This window comes from Pleionea sp. WD8-19, from assembly GCF_055326765.1.
The window spans coordinates 1-18,321 of record NZ_JBUZOU010000016.1 but is presented as its reverse complement, the minus strand read 5'-3'; the positions used below and the strand labels follow the sequence as shown (position 1 = coordinate 18,321).

Sequence of the window (18,321 nt, the reverse complement as noted above, 5' to 3'; positions counted from 1 at the left end):
AATGGTCAAAATGAATTGTAAAGGGTGAAATCGATGGAAGATTGGGTCATTTTTTTATTGGGCGCCATGTTTATTGTGGTGGTAATTCCTAAATGGTTAAAACTCCACTACGGAGAGCCAGAAAAAAAATCATCGAAGCAGAATAAATCGTCGGCGAGTAAGAGTGTTGATAGCGAACAGTTAAACCATTTAAATCACGTAGCGGAAGATTTACAACAGAGAATAAAAAATCTTGAAGCTATTCTGGATACGGAAACTCCGGATTGGAGAAAAAAATATGAATAGCTCGTTGTTTAAGCAACCTTTGTACCGGTTACCTCAACAGGGCAAAATTTTTGGGGTTTGTGCGGGAATTGCACGTGCATTTGGATGGGATGCATGGCAAGTACGAGCGATTACGCTGGTCGTGGGTTTTCTTACCGGGTTTGGCCTGGTCATTTTAGCTTACCTGGTCGCTTTTTTTATTCTTGATCCTGCACCTGCTGGTAAAACCAGTGAAAAATCGAGTGTTAAATGCTCTCGCTTCTATGATCGAGTGGATGAAGTCAAGCAAACCTTTCGAAAAAAACAAGACACAACTTCGGTATCGTTAAAAGAGCTTGAATCTAAGTTAAGTCAGGCAAGACAACGAGTTGAGAGTATGGAGGCTTATGTTACTTCAGGAAAATATCAATTGGAAAAGCAATTTCAACAGATGAAAGATTAACCGCATTTGATTAAGCGATAATCTTTCTCTGGTCAGACCTCGATCCAAAACCCCAAAATCATCCCTTCAACGTTGGTTAAAAAAAAGCCGTTTTTTTCGTAGTATCAGCAAGTTAATCAACATTAGGTGCATTGACTCTACGCGGAATAGTGTTTATATTCGGTTCGATTCGCGTAACTCGGTTTTTCGTCGAGTAGCGCTATTTTGTTTTTACAACAAATAAAACAGTCTAATTATTAGTCATTTAGCAAAAGTTTGATTGGTAGTTAGGCGACCATGGGGCAGTTTGAGTGCATAGCAAACTGTAATATCCAGCATAACTTTCAAAGCAAACTCAGGAAGTCACATGCTATATAAACAATTTTCTCGTCTTTTCACAGTCTGCCTAGCAACTCTATTGAGTTTTGTCTCGGGGACATCTTTCGCAGCCGGTAAACTGGAACCATCGATTCAAGTTGAAACTCGAATCGACAAAAATGCTGCAACAACTCAAAAGCAGATTGACCGTCTTGCTGAACAAACACTCGATATGAATGCAGAGTACAAGTCAACTCTGTCTCGAATCGAACAATTCAAGGCCTATAATCGCCGCCTGGAACTTTCTATAAAGGAACAGGAAAAAGAGATGGCTTCTTTGCAAGAGCAAATGAATACCGTCGATGAAACCGAACGTGGTCTAATGCCATTAATGGAAGAAATGATTGAAGCATTGGCTAAATTTGTTGAGCTTGACGTTCCTTTCAAAAAAGAAGAACGCATGAATCGCATCGACAGTTTGCGAGATACCATGCTAAGAGCCGATGTTTCTACATCTGAGAAGTATCGCCGTATTCTAACTGCATACACCACCGAAATTGCTTACGGCAATTCAGTTGAAGTCTATGAAGATGAAATGGACATTGATGGTGTGAAAAAACAAGTCGACTTTTTGATGTTTGGCCGCACGGCTTTGGTTTTCGCAACACGTGGTGCGAATCGTCAGGCCGCAATCTGGGTACCTTCAAAGAAAAATTACGAATGGCTTGACGGTTCAAAAGTTGAAGCGGTTATTAAAGCCATCAAAGATGTTCGTATGAAATCTAAGAAGTTAATTGAACTACCTGTAGCGACTCCGGAGAAGGCGTAATGAAAATGAATAAAGTCATCTTAACAACATTGTTAACTGCGGCATTTTCATTCTCTCAAGCTGCAGAAGTTCAGCAAGCAGACTCGCTCGATCAATTATTGAAATTGGTCAAAAATGCAGAAAAAGTTGAGTCGCGTGAAAATCAGCAACGGTTACAGCGTTTTCGTTCAGAACGTAATCAACAACAACGTTTATTAAATGAAGCTAAAGACGAGCTGGCACGTGAAGAAAAGCGAAGTGATGAATTAAAAAGTCAGTTCGATCAAAATGAAGTGTCTTTAGCAGAAATGACCGAGCAGTTACGAATTAAACTGGGTAACCTTGGAGAAGCGGTTGGAGTGGTACGTCAAGTATCTGCTGATGCAGCCGCAACCATTGCCAACTCGATTGTCAGTGCACAATTCCCAGGACGTCATGAAATATTGACGGAACTGGCTGGTCGAAAAGAAATTCCTAGAATTCCTGAGTTACGTCGTTTGTGGGTTGAGCTTCAAACAGAAATGACGGAACAAGGCAAAATCGTTCGTTTTGACGCCAACCTGTTAGACAAAAGTGGTCAAGCGGTAACGAAGCCCATTATTCGAGTGGGAACCTTCAACTTGGTTGCGAATGGTGAATACATCAACTACAACCGACAAACCTTGAATGTGGAAGAAATTTCTAAGCAGCCAAGTGGTTTCAGTGGCATGTTGTCGAATTATGAAACGGCTTCTGGAGCGGTTGCCCTCTTTCCTCTAGACCCATCTTCTGGGGCAATTGTGAATACAGAGAAAGATCGTGAAACATGGCCTGAGCGTGTACAAAATTATGCGGGCATTGTTGGTTTCTCCATTATCGGCGTATTGATTGTTGGTTTAATTATTTCGCTTGAACGACTGGGTGTTTTAAGTGCGACTGGCTCTAAAATGCGAAAACAAGCAAATGACTCAACACCTGGCAATAATCCGTTAGGTCGAGTGATGTCGGTTTACATGGCCAATAAAGACGACAGTTTTGAAAATCTAGAGTTAAAACTGGATGAAGCGGTACTGAAAGAGCTTCCTCGTTTGGAAACGCGTATCGGAATCATCAAGATTTTTGCCGCCGTTTCACCACTTATGGGTCTTTTAGGTACGGTAACGGGTATGATCGATACCTTCCAAGGCATTACTCTTTATGGTGCAGGTGATACCAGCGTCATGGCTGGTGGTATATCTTCGGCATTGATTACAACCGTATTAGGTATCGTCGCGGCAATCCCATTGATTCTGGCTCATGCGTTTGTTGCTGGAAAATCAAAGTCTCTGGTACACATGCTTGAAGAGCAATCTGCAGGTTTAATTGCGCAACACGTAGAAGGCAAATAGACATGTTTGACCTGGTTCAGGAATTTATAGACGCAGGCGGCCCCGTACTTTACGCGGTCGCAGCGGTCTTGTTCGTAATGTGGGCCATGATCTTCGAGCGCATTTGGTACTTTTCATTGGTATTTCCCAAAGAAGCACGATTAATGATTGCTGAGTGGGATAACCGAAGTGATACAACGTCATGGCAAGCGAGAAAAATTCGTGATGCATGGATATCGCAAATGTCGGAAAAATTGAATACTGGGGTGATGTTTATTAAAACATTGGTCGCGATTTGCCCGATGATTGGTCTACTTGGAACGGTGACGGGTATGATCACGGTATTCGAATTGATGGCTTTGTTTGGTACGGGCGATCCACGTGACATGGCTTCGGGCATCACCCAGGCAACCATTCCTACAATGTCTGGAATGGTGGCGGCATTGTCCGGGTTATTTATCGCTTCTCGATTAGAGTTTACCGCGAAAGTGAAAGCCGAACAGCTCGCAGACAAAATGCCACAACATTAAGGTAGTTTGATTTATGCCAAGACAAGTTGCTAAGAGAAGAGAAGAAGAAGCCGAAATTGATATGACACCGATGCTCGACATCGTGTTTATCATGCTTATCTTCTTTATTGTCACTGCGTCTTTCGTCAAAGAAGCTGGCGTTAAAGTTACGAACCCGGGCGCCATTACTGCTACCGCTCGCCCGGATGCTAACGTTTTTATTGCTGTGACTAAAGAAGGTGAAGTTTACATCGATAATAAAAACATCGATGTGGATCGTTTGAAAGTTGAAATTATGCGAATCAAAGCAGAAACACCAGAAGGTACAATTGTTATCCAGGCCGATAAAGACTCCAAAGCAGGGGTGGTTATGAAGGTGTTGGACGCCGCAAAAGGTGCTGGTGTTAGGGCTGTTTCGGTCGCCGCAACGAGGAACTAACTATGCAACGAGTACTTATTGGATTGTTATTGGGTGCTGGCATTACGTTTGGTCTCTTTGTGCTGATGTCGTACCTGGTTAAAGGTGGCGAAGGTGAATATAAAAAGAAAGAATACCCTGCTATTGACTATGGTTCAGTGAAAGTAGAAGAGCAGGTAAAGCGTAAAGAACGTCGTGTTCCCAAAAAGCCACCACCACCTAAAGAACCCCCACCACCGGAAACTCAAAAGGTGTCTAAGGTAACTAACCCAAATATTCAACAAATGAATATTAAGCTTTCCAAGTTGGATGTGAATGTTGGTAACTCTGGAATGTTTATTGGCAGTATGGAACAAATGATGAGTCAGGATGGAGAAGCGATTCCACTGGTTATCATTCAGCCTCAATACCCTCGAAAAGCGGCAATGGAAGGTATAGAAGGGTATGTAAAATTCCGGTTTACTGTGAAAGCGGATGGCTATGCCAAAGATATCGAAATCGTTGATGCGAATCCAAGACGTGTTTTTGACAGAGATGCCCGACGTGCCATTTACAAATGGCGCTTTAAACCGAAAGTGGTCGATGGTAAACCTGTAGAGCAACCGAACTTGTACTACACGATGGAATTTAAACTTACGCAATAAAAGAATGCATAATTGGGTCAGGTGAATGAATAGATCATTGAAATTAATTGTTACTGCTTCTTTAACGGCCTGTTTTCTTTCTATCAGTGTTGAAGCTGCAGAGAAGAAAGAAGCACCTGCAAAACCACCAAAAAAGCAGGTGGATCTTTCTACGAAATACACTCGAAATTGTAAGACGTTGGGAGCTACAAAAGAACCCGAAAAGCGACCCTTTAAGTCGACTCCTGAAGGCGTTTATAAAAGAATGTCGAAAGCTCAGGAGCTTATGGCCAAAGAAGACATGAATGGCGCTCTTGAAATCTTAAAAGGATTGTACGAGCGAAATAAGTCCAACGCCTATTTAAAGGCTACGCTTGCGTATAATTTAGGCCTGGTATATATCAATCTAAACCAAAGCGCGCAGGCTATGCGTTACTTTGAAATTGCATTGAATGAAAAAAGTTTACAGTTAGAGCAAGAGCAATCCATTCGATTGAATTTGGCAAGTTACCAGTATTCCGAAGGGAATTTAGATAAGGCGCTTAAATTGATCAATGAGTGGTTTTCTTTGGAAACCGATCCTCAAGAAATTGGTTATACGTTTTTAGCGGGCATTTACTCTCAAAAAGGACAACTACGAGAGTCGATTTGTCCGGCTTACATCGCGATACAAAAGTCCGATGAACACAAAAAGAATTTGTACTCCCTTTTACTGAATGCCCATAATGAACTGAAAGACAAACCAGGAACGATTAAAGTTGCAACGGCAATGGTTGAGGTTTGGCCAAAAGAACCCGCAAATTGGCGTATGTTAGGGGCTCTTTACGCTGGATCTGAAAATTACACCAAGTCTTTGGCTGTTATGGCTCTAATGCACCGTCAAAAGTTGTTCGACAAGAAAGATGATTATGAGCAACTCTCGTCTTTATATGCAACGACTGGTGTTCCATTTCTTGCAGCTGAAGTGTTAAAAGAAGGCGTAACGAAAGGTTTAAATGAGTCGAACGAAAGAGTTTGGCAAATCATCGGGCAGAATTACCATGCCTCCAATGAGCTGAAAAAAGCCATTGATGCCTATGGTGAAGCTGCTAAGCACGTTGACTCTGGCGAGTACGAGGCCAAGCAGGGGCAATTGTACGCATTCTTAGATGAGTGGCAAAATGCTGTTCGTGCTTACGATAAAGCTCTCAGTCGCGGTAAGTTAGACGATACAGGCAAAGTCATGTACGACAAAGGTATTGCTCAGTACTATGCGAACCAGTTCGATGAGGCTATTGCAACGCTAGAAAAAGCCAAAAAGTTTGATAGTGTTCGTAAACGCGCGACTCAATGGAGCGGCCATATTGAACGTCGTAAACAAACCTTAGAAGAGTTAGCTGCAAACTAGCCTGTGTTTACTTCGAAGTAATAAGATTAAGGCCGCATTAGCGGCCTTTTTAGTGCAAATTAAACGTTGAATTGCACTTTGCAACAGGTAAGGCTTGTTTAATATACCGCTTAACATTTATATATTTTCTTACTTTATACCAATTGCATTTCGCTGCATTTTCAAATTACATTGATTATTGCAAAATTAATTTTATCGGTACTATGGACATTTCTTCCAAGTTACATCGATTCAGTCAGCGCTCACAAGAAGTTACTGATCGAATACTTCATCAAAATATTAACCTTTGTGTCACCGGATTCAGTGAGGCGGGTAAGTCCAGCTTTATCACGTCGTTAGTTCATCAATGCTTGTTTGTGAATAAGTTAAACAATTTGCCCTTCTTTCAGCTTAAGGAACAAGGCCGTTTGATTGCTGCAGAAGTCAGTGAACTACCCGATTTAAAAGTGAAGCGTTTTGATTACCCAGGCAATATCCAAAAAGTCAAACAGCAACAATGGCCAAACTCCACAAACTCTATATCGGGTATTTCTGTTCTTTTGAAATATTTGCCTCGGAATCGATTAGCTGCTGCGATAAAGGACAGTTATACACTAAAAGTTAATATTTATGATTACCCAGGTGAATGGTTACTGGATCTCATCATGCTGAATCAAAACTTTGAACAGTGGTGTCATTATGCCCATCAACTGCTCGAAGAAAATAATGAAGTTTCAGAGCGATGGTTAGAACATTTCGAAAGCTTAGCGTTGGAGAAAGTCGACCTGGCCGAGTTTGCGCAGTTTTATACTCAATCTTTACTTCTTTTGAAACGAGAAAATGCGTTATTGACACCTGGGCGATTTATTATGCCAGGAGAATTGAGAGATACGCCTATTCTAGAGTTTTTTCCATTACCCCCATTTTTGCTGGAGGGAGAAAAGCAAAAAAATTCTCACCTCTATAAAGTGTTAAGTGATCGATTTGAACAATATAAGCAACAAGTAGTGCAGCCATTTTTTGATGAGTATTTCAAAAAGATGGATCGTCAGTTAATTCTCGTAGACTGCATCGACTTGGTAAATCGCACAACGTCAAATACCCGAATTATGCAACAGGCGATTGAAGCGCTTGTGAAAGTGTTCAGTTATGGAAACGCCTCTTGGGTAACTCGCTTGTGGAAACCCAAAATAGATAAGATTCTTTTTGCTGCAACCAAAGCAGACCAAATACCATCCGATCAGCAGTACCGATTGCAGTCTTGTATTGAGAGCCTTTTCTATCGGACCGACAGTCGGCTTAAATTTTTAAATTCTCAGGTCGACTATTTAACGCTTTCTTCTATTCGATGTACGCAGCCTGTTGTCGCAGAAATTGATGGCAAGCTTACTCATTGTATTAAGGGGCAGCTGAAAGAAAACGGGGAATCTATGGTGGTTTATCCTGGATTGTTACCCGAAAAATTGGATGATTTGGTCGATGCTGAGTTTGATTTACCCGACTATTTACCACCGCCAATGAAAGGTGATGAAATACCGCATATCCGAATGGGTAAATTAATGGAGTTTTTGTTGGGAGATTTATTTTTATGAAACCCGTACGCCTAAAGCCTTCCGAAGTGAAGCTTAAAGTTGAGACGACAGACAACAGCGAGAAACAGCTTCAAGCGGTTGAAGCAAACATAGCTAACAATGAGCCTTTAAACGTTGACTTTAAACCTTCCAAAGTGACTCGAATAGTCGTAATTATCATAAGTGTTCTGGCGATATTGCAAATTATTAGCGCGATAATTTCAGCTTTCGAAGTCAATCAAATTTTGGGCACCGGTTTAACCGCTGCTGTAGCTGGAGTATCTGGATATATCGCCTATCAAATAGCAAAACTCTTTAAACAAAATGCTAATTTTGAAAAGCAAATGGAATTGCGGTCGAAAGTGCAGAGTACAGAGTTGACACAAAGTCATGGTAATGCATTGCCATTGCTTGAGCTGGTTCAACAACATCGTTTTGGACTGAATCAACCGAATTACCAGGCGTTTATGAGTCAGAGTCATATTTGTCAAGACGACTCGGAAGTCATTTATCTCTACAACCGAGATGTACTGCATCCGCTGGATGAGAAGGCGAAGTCCATCATAATTAAACATTCAACAGACTGTTCATTAATGGTTGCATTGAGCCCGTTTGCGGCGATAGATATGTTGCTTGTTCTTTGGCGTAATTTAAAGATGCTTCAAGAAATAAGTGAATTATACGGTGTTCCGCAAGCACCATTTGCTAAGCTGCGTATTTTAAAAGCAGTGCTTAAGAATATGATGTTAGTGGGCGCGCAAGAATTGGTCATGGATGCTAGCTTTGAGTCTTTAGGCGTCAGTTTAGGTACTAAACTTTCTGCGAGGGCTGCGCAAGGTATCGGAGCCGGTTTAATTTCCTTGAGAATTGGCATTAAAGCCATTGAACATTGTCGACCTTTATTGCTTCAAGATGATAAAAAGCTAAAAATATCATCGTTACGCGGAGAGATAATTGGCCAGGTGAAAGAGCGGTTACTGAATTTAAGTAAAGAATGACGGCGATTATCACATTTTATATTTTGAACAAGCATGTGAACAAAGCATAAACGTCATTCAGAAAACCTTTCAATCGTCTGAATGACGGTGTGTTTGAGGGTTTGTACATTCAATCGTTTTTTAGCACACTTAACTACGAATAATGACCTTTTTAAATGAAATTTAAAGCAATATCATTATTGCCCATATTCCATAAATTAATGCCATCGGTAGAAACCCAATAATTACTGAGGCAAAAGTTGAAGAATGGGTCCACACTTTATAGCCAATTGCAGCGAGCGCGGAAGTCCAGATTATCGTTAAGTCGAAGTTACTCGCGAATCCAAACCAATCACTTGAAGGTTGCAAGTTGAACATTAAGTCGTTCAAGTTCAGTCCTCTGAGTGCAGACTGAGGAATCTGATTCGAACTGGAAAATGCGATGATCAATAGCCCAACCAAAGCCGATGCCAACCCAACCAAATTACTCCAACAGGTAAGACTAAAGCATTGACCAAACGTTAAATCATTATTTCGAATGTTCGACACGATAAGGTAATAAACCGCGTATATACAAAAGATGATGGGTACCCCAATAATTGCGCCGCCTATTGAAAACGCCATCATGACATTAGCGCCCATAGACTGATACATATTGATGGCTTGCTCCTTTTGGGCAGGAGAGACATCTTTAGATTGTGTTTCAACCATTTGCTCTACCATCCAGGAAAAATCCACTACCTGGTAATAAAGAACCCATGCCAAAGCCGTTGTAATCACAATGGCGAGTAACGGAAACCAAAATTTAGTGTTGGACTTTAAAGACTCAAAAGCTTTTACCGGTGTCATTACGATGTTTGTTGCAATGGTTAAGTTATCGTCTTTGTTTGTGTCGATTGTTGCTTCTTCACTCATATTAATCCCCAAAAATGTTATTAATTTGCTCGTTTAGTAATGACCGACAGTAATTTATTACACAAATTTAGAGTCTATTTATGTAAGTTAAATCTAAAACGCACGACTGAGGCAAATATTCCACAATTGGGGAGAAAGCAATGATTGAAGTTCAAAACTTAGCCAAGTCGTTTCGCTACGATAAAGTAGCATTAAAGGAACGCAAGAAAAAGAAAGCTTTTGTTAAAGATCCACGTGAAGATGCACACCACTTTCATGCTGTTAGAGAAGTCAGCTTTCGCTGTGAACCCGGTAAGGTACTCGGCTTATTAGGGCCAAATGGAGCTGGTAAGACCACTACTTTGCGAATGCTCTCAACCGCTTTAAGTCCAACCCAGGGTAAGATATTCATCGATGGTGAAAATGTGGTCGACCATCCGCTGCTGATGCGTAAGCAAATTGGCTTTTTGTCGGGTAAAACCAGTTTATACCGTCGGTTAACGGTTCGGGAAAATGTTCGCTATTTCGGTAAGCTGCACGGCATGTCCGGTGAAGCGCTTGAGCAAAAAATTGATGACGTGTTCGATATGCTTAATATTCACTCGTTCCAAGATAAAAAAGCGGAAGACCTTTCTACCGGTATGGAACAACGAGCCAATATTGCCCGCACCGTGATCCACAGTCCTAAAGTTCTGATACTCGATGAACCAACCACTGGCTTGGATGTGATTTCTGCCAAAACCATTGTCGATTTTATTGCCTCTTATCGAGGCAGTAATGTCTCGGTAATTTTTTCCACGCATCATTTGCATGAGGTGGAGTCTGTTTGTGATCAGGTCACGTTAATTGATAAGGGGATTACACAGTTTTCCGGTTCATTAGAAGAATTTCGGGCTAAAGGTAACGGACGAGATCTCTACTCGTCGTTTTTAAACCTTGTCGCCGATGATGAAAAGTTTCCAGGTAAAGAGCAAGCCGTATCAAATGAAACTGCAGTTGTGGTGGAGGGATAATTATGTGGGAAATATATAAAAAAGAATTTTTGGAACTGGCTCGTGATCGTCGAACTCTGATTTTTGCCGTTTTACTTCCTACCGTTATATTACCTTTGATATTTGCTGGTATCGGCTTTGCGATGAATAAAATCAACAAAAAAGCGGAGAAAGAGGTTTTATCATTCGTTGTGCTTAATCAAAGTGAAATGCCTTCCATCGTCGAAGAACTAAAAAAGCAGCCCAACTTCGAAATGAAAAGCATCGATGGTATCGATCACTATGATGCTGAACAAATTAAGCAATCGATAAAAGATAAGGCATTCAAATTTGCGCTCGTCATTCCCGAAAATGCGTTATCGACCTTGGCGCAAGGTTCACAAGTGCAATTAGAGCTTCATTTTAATGATGCTACTGTCACCAATAAGATTTATCAGCGGGTAAAATCAGCCGTTGAAACCATCAGTGAAAAGCATCAAGGAAATCTACTATCCAAGTTTAATTTAAGTGAAGAGCAGCTGAAAGGTATATCCAAGCCGATCGATATTAAACGTGTTAATACCGCTGATAATCGCGAAGATAAAGGTGAAAAAATTGGCTGGATTTTGCCTTATATGTTGATCATTCTAATATTAACCGGAGCTATGTACCCTGCACTCGACTTGGGGGTTGGTGAGAAAGAGCGCGGTACACTGGAAACTTTGTTGTTAACACCCGTCAGCAGAACGACGATCGTCATGGCAAAGTTTCTGGTGATCTTTACGACAGGGTTTATTACAGTCTTTTTGTTATTGTTTAGCTTGGTCCTTTGGAGTTTACTCGCGTTAAACGTATTTGCAGTTGAAGCGTTGCAAAAACTGACGGAGATTATTCATTTATCCGATATCTTTATGGTCTTTTTAATGTTAACACCGGTGGCTGCCATCTTCGCTTCTTTGCTGCTTTGCGCTTCCATTTATGCCAAAAACTTTAAAGAAGCGCAGAACTATATGTCGCCCATAATGATGCTCTCGTTCATTCCGATTATATTTTCCATTTTGCCGGGCGTTCAACTCGACTCCACCTGGGCCTGGGTCCCCATCACCAATGTATCGTTAGCGATTAAGGAAATTGTCAAAGGCACGGTCGATTACGGGATGATTGGTATTATTTTCCTTTCAACCACTGTGTTGGCCGGAGGACTTCTTTATTTCTGTAATCTTTGGTTTAACCGAGAGTCCGTGCTATTTCGGTCATGACTTATTGCATCGAGTAAACGACAAATCAAAGGCGACGTAAAGTCGCCTTTTTTATGAAGAGTTGGTTGACCAAAGGGATTGGGTCGTCTAAGTTAATATTTACGTAATTACTAACGTAAAACTCAGTTTGAAATATGTCGTTTGATTTATCGCATTACGGATTGTTAACACTTGGTTCCTATTGCAAGAAAATTTCCGATCAACTCTTTAGAGAAGTCGATGATATCTACCAAACGATGGGATTATCTCTGTCTTCGCGCACCGTACCAATTTTACTTTTGATCAAAGATAACGGGCAGCTGTCGATCACCCAGTTGGCGGATTGTCTCGGTCAAACCCATTCCGCTGTGAGTCAAATGAGCCGCAAGCTGTTGGCCGAAGACTTTGTATTTGATGCGCCCGACGCGCTCGACGAACGAAAACGTTTACTCAGTTTGACACCTCGAGGATACGAATGTCTTGATAAACTGGAAAAGGTATTCTGGCAAATTGGTAAACAGTTGGACGCAGTATTGGACGGTCGAGGAAGCGAGCTGTTAAATCATTTAGCACAAATAGAGCAACATCAAAATCAACAGCCTTTTCGTTACCGCGTTTTAAATGCGTTGCAATCCGAACCGGATTCCGATATTCAAATTGTCGATTATGCGCCACGCTATGCCAATGCATTTAAGCAATTAAATATAGAATGGTTGGAAAAATATTTTTACGTTGAAGCCATTGATCATGAAATATTATCCAATCCACAAAAATACATTCTCGACTCTGGAGGGCAAATATTTATCGCCCTTCAAAAAGGAAACCCTATTGGAACTGCTGCTCTTATAGCAACCGACAGTACGAGTTTTGAATTGTCGAAAATGTCAGTGACTGAATCGATTCAAGGAAAAGGAATTGGTCGTAGATTACTGAATCACGCAATTAATTTTTTTCAGCAAAGTGGTCGGAAACGATTATTTTTGGAGTCCAACAGCAAGCTTAAACCGGCATTGAAACTTTACGAATCAGCGGGGTTTCAACAAAAACTTAAACCCGATGGTGAGTCTCATTATCGGCGCGCCGATGTTTATATGGAGTATTATGATCGCTAAAAGCGAAACGAGCAAACTCAATTGAAGCGTTCTTATTGATTCTTTAATGAAACGTTTTACGCATCGTGTTAGTGATATAAAGGCACGTAACACTTTGAAGATAAAGGATTTTGTTCTATAGTTAGATGGAATATAAGACGGTCATCAATACTCTGTGAAAATTCAACGACTTATCATTGGAATCCTGTGTTTCCCTCTTTTTGCCGCCGACACCTTGAATTTAAGTGGCTTCGGTACTTTGGGGACTGTTTTCGTTGATTCTGAACGTTACGGTTATCGCACCGATATTTCGTACAAAGACGGTGTGTTTGAGGGTGACCATGAATTATCGACGACCAGTGTGCTGGGAGTGCAATTGGATTATCGTGCATCCGATGCATTTGATTTGGTCTATCAGGCTGTGTATCGAGGCCAAAATAACCTTAATTGGAACACCGCGACCAGCCTTGCATTTGTGCGTTACTCATTTTCGGCTGAATGGTCTATTCGGTTAGGACGAACGGCGATCGATTTGTTTCATTTAACAGAGTATCGTGACATTGGGTTTGCCTATACTTGGGCCAAAGTACCTAACGAAGTGTATGGCATCATTCCTTACCGACATCTCGATGGTGGTGATGTGAGTTATACCCGCCAATGGGATCCTTTTACTTTTCGAATAAAGTTTTCTGCGGGTAAAAGTCAATCCGATGTATCGCGTTATCAGATCAGTGAAGAAGTCAAAGTCGATGAAGTGAGAGCACTCTCTTTAGAATTGGAATCGCTCACCTGGCACTTAAAAGCCAATTATGTCACGGTCGAAATTGATGAAGAGATCCAATCGTCGCAACAGTTAATCGATGGAATATTGCAGGTCCCCGAGTTCGTCTGGCCAAACCGGCAAGCTTATGCTGAGTCGATTTCGTTGGGAAATCAAAAGGCGCGTTATGCGTCCGTCAGTGCTCGCTATTCCAGTGACCAATGGAACTTTATGGCAGAGCTGTCGCGTATCAGCGGTGAAAGCTTGTTAATTCGTACATTAAACAATGGCTACGTCAGTTTCAGTTATCTGTTCGATGAGCATTCACTGTATTCAACTTATGCTTACTCTGAAGCGGACCATTATACCTTCAATGATCCTGTCGCCCCTTTGTTACCTGAGGCGCTTATCGCCTCAATTAATGGCGCGGGTAACTTTTTTGCCTCCGAACAAAACAGTTATTCTATGGGTTGGCGTTGGAACTTTAACGACAATATGGCGTTGAAATTGCAATGGGAGCGCACCCGAATTGACGAACGAGGAGGAACGCTATGGCTGAATCGTAGCGAAGCGGATACCAGCAAAGAAACGGTTAATGCGGTGTTTATGAACGTAAGCTTTATTTTCTAATGTTAAAACTGAAAATCGTCTTCATATTATTGTTGCTTTTTCTTCTGCCCGCTCGCGCTGAAGTAGAAGACGATCTTGTGGTAATCATCAATAAAAGCAACGCAACAAATTCGATGACGCGCTCACAGTTAATCGATCTTTTTATGGGAAAATACGTCGCTTTTCCAAATGGTATCGATGCTAAGCCTGCGGATAATAACGATGAGAGTGGTGTCAAAAGCGTTTTTTACAAAAAGTTGGTGGGTATGTCGCTCGCTCGTATCAATGCCTATTGGTCGCGCATTAAATTTACCGGCCGAGCTCGACCACCCCTTGCACAGGATAGTCACGCCTCTGTGATAACATTTGTCATACAAAATGATAACGCCATTGGTTATGTTCCTCGCAGTCAACTCACGGAAGAGGTAAAAGTGGTGTACCAATTTCATGAATAAAAGTGGGCTTTTAGTCAGACTGGCGGTCGTCATCGCCTTTTCTTCTTTAGCCGTTGGCTTTATTTCTGCACAAATATTTTATCGTTTGACCTACCTGAATGAAGTGGACGTTTCCAATCAGGAAATTCGCCAGCTTTTTCAAACGGTATCATCCACAGCATCCATTGCTGCTTACCTCGGTGATGCCGAACTGGCTAAAGAAGTGATTAACGGTTTAAACACAAATGATATCGTTCAAGGGGCGCAAATACGTTTCGAGCATCATGTTGTCCCAAATATGAAAGAAGAGTTACCTTCTCCGCAGGTGTTTAAACTTTACTCGCCATTTGAAAAAGAAAAGGAGGTCGGGACATTATTGATAGCGCCCGATTTGGAGTACATTAAACAAAGAGCGAAAAGTATTGGTGAAAATAACTCAACGGCATTAATTGCGCAGGCCTTTCTGGTCACCGTAATTGCTATCTATATCGCTTACGTACTGATCACTCGCCCGATGATACGTATTGCCAGTCGCTTGCATCATTTATCGCCCGGCTCTTCCGATCGGATAGAAACTCCAGACTTTCATGAAAACAGTGAGCTTGGTGTTTTGGTACGCGATGTGAATCGGTTACTGGCAAGAACAGAGTCTCAACTCAGTGAAGAACGCAAATTAAGAAGTGACATTGAAGTGTTGGAAAAACGCTTCCGTATGTTATTTGAAAATTCGGTATCGCCCATTGTATTGATGGAACCACGAGGAAGCATTCTGTTGTTCAATAGTGCGTTTCAGAAAATGCTAAAAAAAATAAACTGTCAATTTAAAAAGAACTATGGGCCACTACTCTGTGAATTATTTGAAGACTCAGAGCTGTTGTTAAAGTCGGTGCAAACATCACTCGCTAACGATGAAATAGCAACGGGCGAGTTCGAGCTGATTCACCATGATCATGACAACAGTGTATGGACACAGGTTGTTGTTACGTCAATTATATCGGATGATTTGAAAGAATATTATCAGGTGACATTACATGATATTTCTAAGCGTAAAAAAGAACTGGAGCGGCTCAGTCAGCTTGCTGATTTTGACCAATTAACGCAGCTGTTGAATCGACATGCGGCAGAAAAGCAATTGCATGAGCTTATTGCTCAAAAAATGCCTTTCGCCTTGTTATTAATGGACTTGAATGATTTCAAACAGGTGAATGATGTGTATGGCCACGATGTAGGAGATGAAATACTAATTCATGTATCGGGCATCCTCAATAGAACCATGCGTAAGGACGATATTGCTTGCCGTTGGGGAGGTGATGAGTTTGTTCTAGTACTCAAAAAAATAGAGCAGCGAGATATCGAAAAGTTAATGAAAAAATTAATGACTAAAATCAAAAAGCCTTATTTTTTGAACTATTTTAATTCGCATATCGAAATTGGTGCTAGCATTGGCGTTGCTTTTTATCCAGAAAATGCACAGCAATTGCAAATGTTAATTCAGAAAGCCGACCTTGCGATGTATGCCGTTAAGAAAATAAAAGATGAAAATCCAAAGGAATACCTCCGATTTTTTAACGAGATAAACGAATGAACGACAAGTCCACACCCGACGACTTTTCGCTGTTAGTTTACCAAGACCCTGAAAAGAGGGTAAAGCAGGTGAAGTCCGTATTAGGGGCATTTCTTTCTGTTTTAACGCTGGTATTGATCAACAACCTATTTTTTGGCGGTCACAGTTGGCTTTTAGAGCTTTCGGTGACAATGACGGTACTGTTGTTTTTGTATTTATTTGTTAGCAGTGATACTACTAATATTGTCGCCGGAATGTTGATTTGGACTGTTTTAATTTTTGCTTGCTATCTCGCATGGAAAAATGACGGATTATACGATACTTCAATTTTGGCTTTTCCTTGCATTTTAATATTTGCATTGCTGTTAGGCGGTCGAGCACTAGTACTTCCTTTGGTCATTTTTATGCTCGTTGCTTATTACTTTTTTGCTTATGCCTACTATGAAGGCTTGCTGGAAAAAAGCTTTCAAACCGGCGACTCTATGTGGGAAAAGGCAAATAACTTGACCATTATTCTCGCCATATTTAGCGCGGGTATGGCCTATATTTCTGTATACATTAAGCGTCTGATCAAGCAATTGAGTGCTGAGAGTAAACGACATCATGAAACCCAGCTAAAATCGCAACAAATGTTGCAAGTGGATCGCCTGACTGGGTTGCCAAACGAGTTGGTGTGCGAATCCGATTTGCGCGCGTTATTAAGAATGACCGCTCAGGAAGAAATGCTTGCGTTTATTACTCTGGATATTAAAAAATTTCAATGGGTGAATTCATCGCTCGGGCATGACGTTGGTGATCAGGTGATTTGTCGGTTGGCAAATCGTTTATCCAGGCTCATGGATAAACGTAAAACCTTGTATCGAACGTCTGGAAATGAGTTTGTGGTATTAATGGAAGCGCTCGACTATGAAGAAATCGCTGAACTTTGTCATCAAATTTTGGTGAATATATACCGGCCGATTCAAATTGAAAATTATGACATTGAAGTGGCAGGCTGTCTCGGAATTGCCTTAGCGCCATTTGATGGACGCGATTATCATTCATTACGGAAACGTTCTCATACCGCCTTGTCCCATGCCAAAGAAGAGGAGGAGCAAAATTACAAATTTTTTGAGCTCGAAATGGAACATTATGTTAACAAACGCGTGCAGCTGGTCAGAGAATTAAGAGTTGCGTTGGAGAAAAGTGAATTCGAAGTATTTTATCAGCCCAAGATTGATTTGACTCAGCAAAAAATCGTCGGAGCGGAAGCGCTGATCCGTTGGCGTAAACCGGATTTTGGCATTATTTCTCCACAGGAATTTGTGCCTGCAGCTGAACAATCGGGTATCATTTATGAAATCGGTAAGTGGGTTTTGGAGGCCGCTTGCCAAGATTGTAAACGCTGGCATGATGCCGGTCATAAAGCCATGAGTGTTGCGGTTAACTTATCACCGGTTCAGTTTCGTCGAGGTAACTTACCCAGTATTATTTTTAGAGCATTGAATAATGCACAATTGGAACCGTATTTTTTAGAGTTGGAAATCACTGAGTCGATGTTTATCGACGATAGCGAACATATTAAAGAGCAGATTTATCAGATTGTTCATCATGGCGTCAGCATAGCTATTGATGATTTTGGCACTGGCTATTCAAATTTGAATTATCTGGATAAATTTAATGCGTCCACGTTAAAAATTGACCGAACGTTTGTCAGTAACATGCTGCAGTCGAAACAAAGTATGCACATCGTCAACGCGATCATTAAAATGAGCCAGGTGATGAAATTGGAAAACATTGCCGAGGGGGTGGAAGATAAGGAAACGATGGAAAAACTGCGTGAACTAGGCTGCATGTGCGGGCAGGGGTATTATTGGTCGAAACCTTTACCGGCCGATGCGTTTTTCGATTTGTTGAAAAAAAATGATAAGTCATAAATGTTAAGCACTAAGCACTAAGCACTAAGCGCTTAGTGATAGGTGATAAGTAAAAACTTATGAGAAATATAGTAGACATGGCAGAGTGTGAACAACATCCTTTTAGAACTTAGAACTTAGAACTTAGAACTTAGAACTTAGAACTTAGAACTTAGAACTTAGAACTTAGAACTTAGAACTTAGAACTTAGAACTTAGAACTTAGAACTTAGAACTTAGAACTT

The 18,321-nt window shown here is 41.1% G+C and carries 18 protein-coding genes; 17 read left to right on the top strand and 1 reads right to left on the bottom strand.

Features of this window, described 5'->3' with window-relative positions; all coding sequences use genetic code 11:
- Positions 1-33 precede the first annotated feature (33 nt).
- The 10 genes from pspB (at position 34) to ACTUJY_RS16420 (ending at position 8,642) form a co-directional block, all read left to right on the top strand.
- Positions 34-285, top strand: coding sequence for an envelope stress response membrane protein PspB (gene pspB, locus ACTUJY_RS16465; protein ID WP_463617216.1), 252 nt, complete (start codon positions 34-36; stop codon positions 283-285).
- Complete coding sequence (pspC, locus tag ACTUJY_RS16460; protein WP_463617215.1) at positions 278-706, top strand: envelope stress response membrane protein PspC; 429 nt, start codon at positions 278-280, stop codon at positions 704-706. Before pspB ends, pspC begins: the two co-directional genes overlap by 8 nt.
- A gap of 346 nt (positions 707-1,052) precedes the next feature.
- Complete coding sequence (locus tag ACTUJY_RS16455) at positions 1,053-1,832, top strand: DUF3450 domain-containing protein (RefSeq protein WP_463617214.1); 780 nt, start codon at positions 1,053-1,055, stop codon at positions 1,830-1,832.
- A gap of 5 nt (positions 1,833-1,837) precedes the next feature.
- Positions 1,838-3,178 carry a MotA/TolQ/ExbB proton channel family protein gene (locus ACTUJY_RS16450; RefSeq protein ID WP_463617213.1) on the top strand — a complete coding sequence of 447 codons (1,341 nt, stop codon included), beginning with the start codon at positions 1,838-1,840 and terminating at the stop codon, positions 3,176-3,178.
- Between the two features lie 2 nt (positions 3,179-3,180).
- Positions 3,181-3,687, top strand: coding sequence for a MotA/TolQ/ExbB proton channel family protein (locus ACTUJY_RS16445; protein WP_463617212.1), 507 nt, complete (start codon positions 3,181-3,183; stop codon positions 3,685-3,687).
- 13 nt (positions 3,688-3,700) lie between these two features.
- Positions 3,701-4,105, top strand: a complete 405-nt coding sequence (locus ACTUJY_RS16440; protein WP_463617211.1) for an ExbD/TolR family protein — start codon at positions 3,701-3,703, stop codon at positions 4,103-4,105.
- 2 nt (positions 4,106-4,107) lie between these two features.
- Entirely contained in the window at positions 4,108-4,728 is a 621-nt protein-coding gene (locus tag ACTUJY_RS16435; protein WP_463617210.1) for an energy transducer TonB, read from the top strand.
- 25 nt (positions 4,729-4,753) lie between these two features.
- On the top strand, positions 4,754-6,094 hold the full coding sequence (locus tag ACTUJY_RS16430; protein ID WP_463617209.1) for a tetratricopeptide repeat protein: 1,341 nt from the start codon (positions 4,754-4,756) through the stop codon (positions 6,092-6,094).
- A 203-nt stretch (positions 6,095-6,297) separates the two neighbouring features.
- Positions 6,298-7,665: a YcjX family protein gene (locus tag ACTUJY_RS16425; RefSeq protein WP_463617208.1), complete on the top strand. Its 1,368-nt coding sequence runs from the start codon at positions 6,298-6,300 to the stop codon at positions 7,663-7,665.
- Positions 7,662-8,642, top strand: a complete 981-nt coding sequence (locus tag ACTUJY_RS16420; RefSeq protein WP_463617207.1) for a TIGR01620 family protein — start codon at positions 7,662-7,664, stop codon at positions 8,640-8,642. The genes ACTUJY_RS16425 and ACTUJY_RS16420 overlap by 4 nt, the downstream gene beginning before the upstream one ends.
- 162 nt (positions 8,643-8,804) lie before the next feature.
- On the opposite strand, the gene ACTUJY_RS16415 is transcribed toward ACTUJY_RS16420, so the two are convergent.
- Entirely contained in the window at positions 8,805-9,536 is a 732-nt protein-coding gene (locus ACTUJY_RS16415) for a YIP1 family protein (RefSeq protein ID WP_463617206.1), read from the bottom strand.
- A 140-nt stretch (positions 9,537-9,676) separates the two neighbouring features.
- Here ACTUJY_RS16415 and ACTUJY_RS16410 point away from each other — a divergent pair, with 140 nt between their 5' ends.
- From ACTUJY_RS16410 to ACTUJY_RS16380, 7 genes are all read left to right on the top strand, one after another.
- The gene (locus ACTUJY_RS16410) at positions 9,677-10,528 is read left to right on the top strand and encodes an ABC transporter ATP-binding protein (RefSeq protein WP_463617205.1); all 852 of its coding nucleotides are present in this window, start codon (positions 9,677-9,679) and stop codon (positions 10,526-10,528) included.
- Positions 10,529-10,530: 2 nt separating this feature from the next.
- Positions 10,531-11,745, top strand: a complete 1,215-nt coding sequence (locus ACTUJY_RS16405) for an ABC transporter permease (RefSeq protein WP_463617204.1) — start codon at positions 10,531-10,533, stop codon at positions 11,743-11,745.
- A gap of 134 nt (positions 11,746-11,879) precedes the next feature.
- A complete protein-coding gene (locus ACTUJY_RS16400; RefSeq protein WP_463617203.1) occupies positions 11,880-12,836 on the top strand; it encodes a bifunctional helix-turn-helix transcriptional regulator/GNAT family N-acetyltransferase in 957 nt (318 codons plus the stop codon).
- A gap of 154 nt (positions 12,837-12,990) precedes the next feature.
- Positions 12,991-14,205, top strand: a complete 1,215-nt coding sequence (locus ACTUJY_RS16395; RefSeq protein ID WP_463617202.1) for a hypothetical protein — start codon at positions 12,991-12,993, stop codon at positions 14,203-14,205.
- Positions 14,205-14,639: a hypothetical protein gene (locus ACTUJY_RS16390; protein WP_463617201.1), complete on the top strand. Its 435-nt coding sequence runs from the start codon at positions 14,205-14,207 to the stop codon at positions 14,637-14,639. Before ACTUJY_RS16395 ends, ACTUJY_RS16390 begins: the two co-directional genes overlap by 1 nt.
- The gene (locus ACTUJY_RS16385) at positions 14,632-16,203 is read left to right on the top strand and encodes a sensor domain-containing diguanylate cyclase (RefSeq protein ID WP_463617200.1); all 1,572 of its coding nucleotides are present in this window, start codon (positions 14,632-14,634) and stop codon (positions 16,201-16,203) included. Before ACTUJY_RS16390 ends, ACTUJY_RS16385 begins: the two co-directional genes overlap by 8 nt.
- A complete protein-coding gene (locus ACTUJY_RS16380; protein ID WP_463617199.1) occupies positions 16,200-18,098 on the top strand; it encodes a putative bifunctional diguanylate cyclase/phosphodiesterase in 1,899 nt (632 codons plus the stop codon). The genes ACTUJY_RS16385 and ACTUJY_RS16380 overlap by 4 nt, the downstream gene beginning before the upstream one ends.
- Positions 18,099-18,321: the final 223 nt, after the last annotated feature.